This window comes from Streptomyces sp. NPDC006265, from assembly GCF_040613555.1.
In the GTDB taxonomy this organism is placed as follows: domain Bacteria; phylum Actinomycetota; class Actinomycetes; order Streptomycetales; family Streptomycetaceae; genus Streptomyces.
The window spans coordinates 1-6,761 of the sequence record NZ_JBEXSH010000118.1 but is presented as its reverse complement, the minus strand read 5'-3'; the positions used below and the strand labels follow the sequence as shown (position 1 = coordinate 6,761).

Genomic DNA, 6,761 nt, shown 5'->3' with positions numbered 1-6,761 from the left:
CCTGCGGCGTCGAGTGCCCATCCGGATCCGCTTGCGCGCCCGGGGTGGATCTGCCGCACCTGCTGTGAGCGGCCTTGTAGGAGCCTGGGGAGGGGTGTCGGATCACTTGTGTGCGGCACCTCGGGCAGGGTGCAATTGCACATATTAAATTGACCCTTTGTAGGTGAGGTGTAAGTACCGCACTTTCCAAAACTCATGCGGTGACACCCGTCACATACCAAGCGGCTTGTTAGCTCCGCCGCGGGTGCGGTAGAGAAGCCTCCGGGTCCAGCGGCCCCTGTCCTGGCGGGTGTTGAGGCCGCTCGTGGATCATGCGGGCGCCCGGTTCCCGTCCTCCCTTGCCGGGGCCGCGACCTGAGGTGCACGCGGCGCCGACTCCATCGCCAGCCTCAGCAGACGGTGGCAGATCGGGCAGTGCCGCGTGAGGTGCCGGTACGACGACGCGGCCGACAGGTGCGCGCGGAGAAGGGCCCGCGTCTCGTGCCTGGTCGCTGCCGCCATACGCCACCTCCTGAAGGCCGCACGGGGAACGGCCCTGGTTCTGGGGTACCGGCGGAATGAGGGGCCGTCAAGACGGCGTGGGGAGGCCTGAAGGGCTTACGGCGAGGTCAGGGCATGCAAAAGAGCCCGGATCCGAAGATCCGGGCTCGTTCTGTGCGGTCCTGACGGGATTTGCTGTATCTGATCGCGGCTCTGCCGCAGGCGCGGCCTCCGGCTGCTCGGAGTGACGGTGCAGACGGCAAAGAGCCCGGATCCGAAGATCCGGGCTCTCGTTATGCGGTCCTGACGGGATTTGAACCCGCGGCCTCCACCTTGACAGGGTGGCGAGCACTCCAAACTGCTCCACAGGACCAGGTTTCGCGGCGCCATTCGTGCGTTGCGCTGCGAGAAGAGACTGTACAGGAGGGTGAGGCCCTGGTCGAACTCACCCTGTGTGCGGCTGCCGTTACGGCGCCGCCGTGTCGATCGCCTTCACGATCCGCTTGTCGGAGACGGGGTACGCCGTGCCCAGCGCGTGGGCGAAGTAGCTGACTCGTAGCTCCTCGATCATCCAGCGGATGTCCAGGACGGACGACGGCACCGGCCGGCCCTGCGGCAGCTGCTCCAGGAGCCAGGCGTACTCGTCCTGCATCTCGTGGACCTTCTGCATCCGTGTGGTGTCCCGCTGGACGTTCGTCGGCATCTGCTGCAGACGCCGGTCGGCCGCCACCAGGTAGCGCATCAGGTCCGGCATGCGCCGCAGCCCCGCCTCCGTCACGAAGCCCGGCTTCACGAGGGCGTCCAGCTGCGCCCGCACGTCCTGGAGGTTCGGCAGCAGCGCGGGGCTGCGCACGGCCTTCAGACGGCGCTCACAGGCCTGCCAGGCGGCCAGCACCTGCTGCACCTGCCCCACCGCGCGGACGGTCGTGTCGACGATCTCGGCGCGCACCTTGTCGTACAGCTTCCGGTACGACTCCTCGTCCCACGCCGGCCCGCCGAAGTCCCCGATCAGCTTGTCCGCGGCGGCCATCGCACAGTCGTCGAACAGGCCCTGGATGGAGCCGTGCGGATTCGCGGACAGCGCCAGCTTCTGCGCGTTCGTCAGCTTCTGCGAGGCGAACTTCGCCGGGCTCACCGGGATGTTGCGCAGAATCAGCCGCCGTGTGCCCTTCCACATGGCCTGCGTCTGCTCCGCCTCCGTGTCGAAGAGGCGCACGGAGACCGTGTCGCCGTCGTCGACCAGCGCCGGATACGCCTTCACCGGCTGACCGGCCCGCCGGGTCTCGAAGACGCGGGAGAGCGTGCCGATCGTCCACTCGGTCAGCCCCGAGCGCTCCAGGGACTCCCCGCCGGAGCGCTCGGCCGTCGCCGCGGCCGCCTGGGAGAGGGCCTTGCGGGCCTTCGGGCGCAGCCTGAGCTTCAGCGCCTCCAGGTCCTTGTCCTCGGCCAGTTTGCGGCGCCGTTCGTCGACGATCCGGAACGTGACCTTCAAGTGGTCGGGGACCTTGGACAGGTCGAAGTCGTCCGCCTCGAACGGCACTCCGACCATCAGTCTCAACGCGCGCGTCATGGTCGCGGTCAGAGGTTCCTGGAGGGGGACGGCCCGGTCAAGGAACGCCCTCGCGAAGTTCGGCGCGGGGACGTAGTTCCGGCGGATCGGCTTGGGCAGGGACCGGATCAGCTCCGTCACCAGCTCCTCACGCAGCCCCGGGATCTGCCAGTCGAAGCCCTCGTCGGTGACCTGGTTGAGGACTTGGAGCGGCACGTGCACGGTCACGCCGTCGGCGTCCGCGCCCGGCTCGAACTGGTACGTCACCCGGAACTTCAGGTTCCCCTGCCGCCACGAGTCCGGGTAGTCGGCCTTGCTGACCTCGCCCGCTTTCTCGTTGATGAGCATCTCGCGCTCGAAGTCGAGGAAGTCGGGCTGCTCGTGCCGCTTGTGCTTCCACCAGGAGTCGAAGTGGGCACCCGAGACGACGTGTTCGGGGATCCGCTGGTCGTAGAAGTCGAACAGCGTCTCGTCGTCGACCAGGATGTCCCGGCGCCGGGCCCGGTGCTCCAGCTCCTCGACCTCGGTGAGGAGGCGGCGGTTGTCCGAGAAGAACTTGTGGTGCGTACGCCAGTCGCCCTCGACCAGCGCGTTCCGGATGAACAGCTCGCGGCTGATCTCCGGGTCGATCCGCCCGTAGTTGACCTTCCGCTGCGCCACGATCGGCACGCCGTAGAGCGTGACCTTCTCGTACGCCATCACCGCGGCCTGGTCCTTCTCCCAGTGCGGCTCGCTGTACGTGCGCTTGACGAGGTGCGCGGCGAGGGGCTCGACCCACTCGGGCTCGATCTTCGCGTTGACGCGGGCCCACAGGCGGGACGTCTCGACGAGCTCGGCCGACATCACGAAGCGCGGGGGCTTCTTGAAGAGCGCCGAACCGGGGAAGATCGCGAACTTCGCGTTCCGCGCCCCGAGGTACTCGTTCTTGGCTGTGCCCCTCCCGCCCTCCCCACCGGCGTCCTTCACGTCCTTCATGCCGATGTGCGACAACAGGCCGGCCAGGAGGGAGAGATGGATGCGGTCGTCCGGGGCGTCGTCCTCGTTGAGATGGATGCCCATCTGCTTCGCGACCGTGCGCAACTGCGTATAGATGTCCTGCCATTCGCGGATGCGAAGGAAATTGAGGTACTCCTGCTTGCACATCCGGCGGAACGAGGACGACCCCCGCTCCTTCTGCTGCTCGCGGAGATGGCGCCAGAGGTTGAGGTAGGCCAGGAAGTCGCTGGTCTCGTCCTTGAAGCGGGCGTGCTGCTGGTCGGCCTGGGCCTGCTTGTCGGCGGGGCGTTCGCGCGGATCCTGGATGGACAGCGCGGCGGCTATGACCATGACCTCCCGTACACAGCCGTTCTTGTCCGCCTCCAGGACCATCCGGGCCAGCCGGGGGTCGACGGGCAGCTGTGCCAGCTTGCGGCCGGTGTCCGTGAGCCGTTTGCGGGGGTCCTTCTGGGCCGGGTCGAGGGCGTTCAGCTCCTGGAGCAGCTGCACGCCGTCGCGGATGTTGCGGTGGTCCGGCGGGTCGATGAAGGGGAACTTCTCGATGTCGCCGAGACCGGCCGCGGTCATCTGCAGGATGACGGAGGCGAGGTTCGTCCGCAGGATCTCCGCGTCCGTGAACTCCGGCCGGGCCTCGAAGTCGTCCTCGCTGTACAGCCGGATGCAGACGCCGTCCGACGTACGGCCGCAGCGGCCCTTGCGCTGGTTGGCGCTGGCCTGCGACACCGGTTCGATGGGCAGCCGCTGGACCTTGGTGCGATGGCTGTAGCGCGAGATCCGCGCGAAGCCCGGGTCGATGACGTACTTGATGCCCGGGACGGTCAGCGAGGTCTCGGCGACGTTCGTGGCCAGAACGATCCTGCGGCCGGTGTGCGGCTGGAAGACGCGGTGCTGCTCGGCGTGGGAGAGCCGGGCGTAGAGCGGCAGGATCTCCGTGAAGCGGTAGTTCTTCTTGGTGAGCGCGTCCGCCGTGTCCCTGATCTCCCGCTCACCGGAGAGGAAGACGAGGATGTCGCCCTTGCCCTCTGCCTGGAGCTCCTCCACGGCGTCGGTGATCGCGGTGATCTGGTCGCGGTCGGCGTCGTCGCCGTCCTCCTCCAGCAGCGGCCGGTAGCGGACCTCCACGGGGTACGTACGGCCGCTGACCTCGACGATCGGGGCGTCGCCGAAGTGCCGCGAGAAGCGCTCGGGGTCGATCGTGGCCGAGGTGATGACGACCTTGAGGTCCGGACGCTTCGGCAGCAGCTGCGCGAGGTAGCCCAGCAGGAAGTCGATGTTGAGGGACCGCTCGTGGGCCTCGTCGATGATGATCGTGTCGTAGGCGCGCAGCTCGCGGTCGGTCTGGATCTCGGCGAGCAGGATGCCGTCCGTCATGAGCTTGACGAAGGTGCTGTCCTGGTTCACCTGGTCGGTGAACCGCACCTTCCAACCGACGGCCTCGCCGAGCGGTGTGTCCAGCTCCTCGGCGACCCGCTCGGCCACCGTACGGGCGGCGATCCTGCGGGGCTGGGTGTGCCCGATCATGCCCCGTACGCCGCGCCCCAGCTCCAGGCAGATCTTCGGGATCTGCGTCGTCTTGCCGGAGCCGGTCTCGCCGGCGACGATCACGACCTGGTGATCGCGGATGGCGTCGGCGATCACGTCCTTCTTCTGGCTGACCGGCAGCTGCTCGGGGTAGGTGACCGGAGGCACGAGGGCGCGCCGGCCGGCCATCCGTTCCTCGGCCTTGCCTACCTCCGCCTCGATCTCGGCGAGCACGGCGGCCCGCGCCTCCGGTTTACGGATCTTGCGCGCACCTTCGAGCCTGCGCCCGAGCCGGTGCGCGTCGCGCAGGGACAGTTCGGTCAGGCGGGGGGCGAGGGCGCCGAGGGCGGGGGCAGGGTGCGTAGACATACGCGGTCCAGGATCTCATCCCGCCGAATTTGATGGCTAACGCTTTTGGTTCCGTGCACGAAGCCGAAGTAGGTCACCTCGGTGGCCCGCCGGAACTCCTCCGGTTTGACCTCGGGAACGGTGGCGAAGACGGTCGAGAAGGCGGCGTTCACCCACACGTCGATCGGGCCGAGTTCCGCCTCGACCCGTTCGGCCGCCGCGTCGACGGCCTCGGCGTCGGCGACGTCGACCACCAGGGGCAACGCCCGGCCGCCCGCTTCCCGCACGTCGCGGGCCGCGCCCTCCAGGCCTTCTTCCCCACGGGCGAGCAGGGCGACGGAGGCGCCGCGGGCTGCGAAGGCCCGGGCCGTGGCCCGGCCGACGCCGCCGCTCGCCCCTGTCACGACGACGACCTCGGTCTTGCCGCGCTTGTCTGTCATGACTTCCCGCGGCCCGGCAGGTGCTCGGCGTACTGCGTCACCTTCTGGCGTACGCCCTTGGCCGTGATTCCCGCCCTCTCGGGGTCGTGCAGAGCGGCCTTGGCGGCCTTCTTGCCCTGCTCGGCCATGATGTGCGGCGGGATCGGGGCGATCTCGGCGTCGACTTTGAACTCGAGCACGACCGGGACGTCGGAGGCCAGCGCCTCGTCCCAGGCGGCACCGATGCTCGCCGGGTCGTCGCACACGATGCCCTTGAGGCCGATCAGCTGGGCATAGGCCGCGTAGGGGATGTCGGGGATGGTCTGCGATCCGGGGTACTTGGGGTCACCGGACATGGCCCGCTGTTCCCAGGTGACCTGGTTGAGGTCCTGGTTGTTGAACACGCAGAAGACGAACGGCGGGGAGCCGGCCAGGCGGTCGAGGTACCGCTTGACGGTGATCATCTCGTTCATGCCGTTCATCTGGAAGGCCCCGTCGCCCACGAACGCGATCACCGGGCGGTCCGGGTAGGCGAACCGCGCCGCGATGGCGTACGGCGTGCCCGGCCCCATGGTCGCCAGCGTGCCGGAGAGCGAGGCTCGCATGCCTTCCCGGAGTTTGATGTTGCGGGCCCACCAGTTGGTCCCCGAGCCCGAGTCGGCGGTCAGGATGGCGTCGTCCGGCAGCCGCTGCGAGAGTTCGGACGCGACGGCCTGCGGATTGATGGTGCCGCCGAAGTGCTGGGCGGCCCACCGCTCACACAGGTCGTTCCATTCGACGACGTTCTGTTCGATCTTCTCCCGCCATTTCCGGTCCTCCTTGCGACGCAGCAGGGGGATGAGCGCCTTCAGGGTCTCCTTGGAGTCTCCCACCAGATGCGCTTCCATCGGGTAGCGGATGCCGATCATCCGCCCGTCGATGTCGATCTCCACACCTCGCGCCTGCCCCTCGTCCGGCAGCCACTCTGAGTACGGGAAGCTGCTGCCGATCATCAGCAGGGTGTCGCAACCGCGGATCATGTCGTCGCTCGGCTTGCTGCCGAGCAGGCCGATGGGCCCGGTGACGAAGGGCAGGTCGTCGGGCAGCACCTCGCGGCCGAGCAGGGCCTTGGCCACACCCGCGCCGAGCAGTTCGGCCACCTCGACCACCTCGGCCGTCGCTCGGGCAGCGCCCTGCCCGACGAGCATGGCGACCTTGCTTCCCTCGTTGAGGATGTCGGCGGCCTTGCGGACCTCGTCCGGGTCGGGCAGGACACGCGGGCGGCTCCAGCCGACACTGGAGAACACCGAGCCGTGCTTCTTCGGCGGCGAGGGCTGGGCGTCCTCCTCCTGGATGTCGTTCGGGATGATGATCGTGGCGACGCCACGCATGGTGAGCGCGGTCTTGAAGGCCCGGTCGATGACATGCCGGGCCTGTCCCGGGTGCACGACCATCTGGCAGAACTCGGA

3 protein-coding genes, 1 tRNA gene and 1 pseudogene are annotated in these 6,761 nt (G+C 68.4%); all 5 read right to left on the bottom strand.

From position 1 onward, the window contains the following. Positions 1–309 precede the first annotated feature (309 nt). A complete protein-coding gene (locus tag ABZ281_RS12835) occupies positions 310–501 on the bottom strand; it encodes a DUF6274 family protein (RefSeq protein ID WP_356654863.1) in 192 nt (63 codons plus the stop codon). 277 nt (positions 502–778) lie between these two features. Then, positions 779–853: transfer RNA gene (locus tag ABZ281_RS12830), tRNA-Asp, on the bottom strand. 93 nt (positions 854–946) lie between these two features. Further along, positions 947–4,915: an ATP-dependent RNA helicase HrpA gene (hrpA, locus tag ABZ281_RS12825; protein WP_356654861.1), complete on the bottom strand. Its 3,969-nt coding sequence runs from the start codon at positions 4,913–4,915 to the stop codon at positions 947–949. Positions 4,916–4,941: 26 nt separating this feature from the next. Further along, positions 4,942–5,334, bottom strand: a pseudogene (locus tag ABZ281_RS12820) (SDR family NAD(P)-dependent oxidoreductase); the annotation flags it as partial. Continuing rightward, positions 5,331–6,761 (bottom strand): thiamine pyrophosphate-dependent enzyme (locus tag ABZ281_RS12815; RefSeq protein WP_356654859.1); only part of this gene is annotated, 1,431 nt, incomplete at its 5' end. The gene ABZ281_RS12815 and the pseudogene ABZ281_RS12820, both read right to left, overlap by 4 nt.

Bases quoted from the DNA above. Each gene is read 5' to 3' on its own strand.
- ABZ281_RS12835 (WP_356654863.1), bottom strand. From the start codon at position 501: ATGGCGGCAGCGACCAGGCACGAGACGCGGGCCCTTCTCCGCGCGCAC.
- hrpA (WP_356654861.1), bottom strand. From the start codon at position 4,915: ATGTCTACGCACCCTGCCCCCGCCCTCGGCGCCCTCGCCCCCCGCCTG.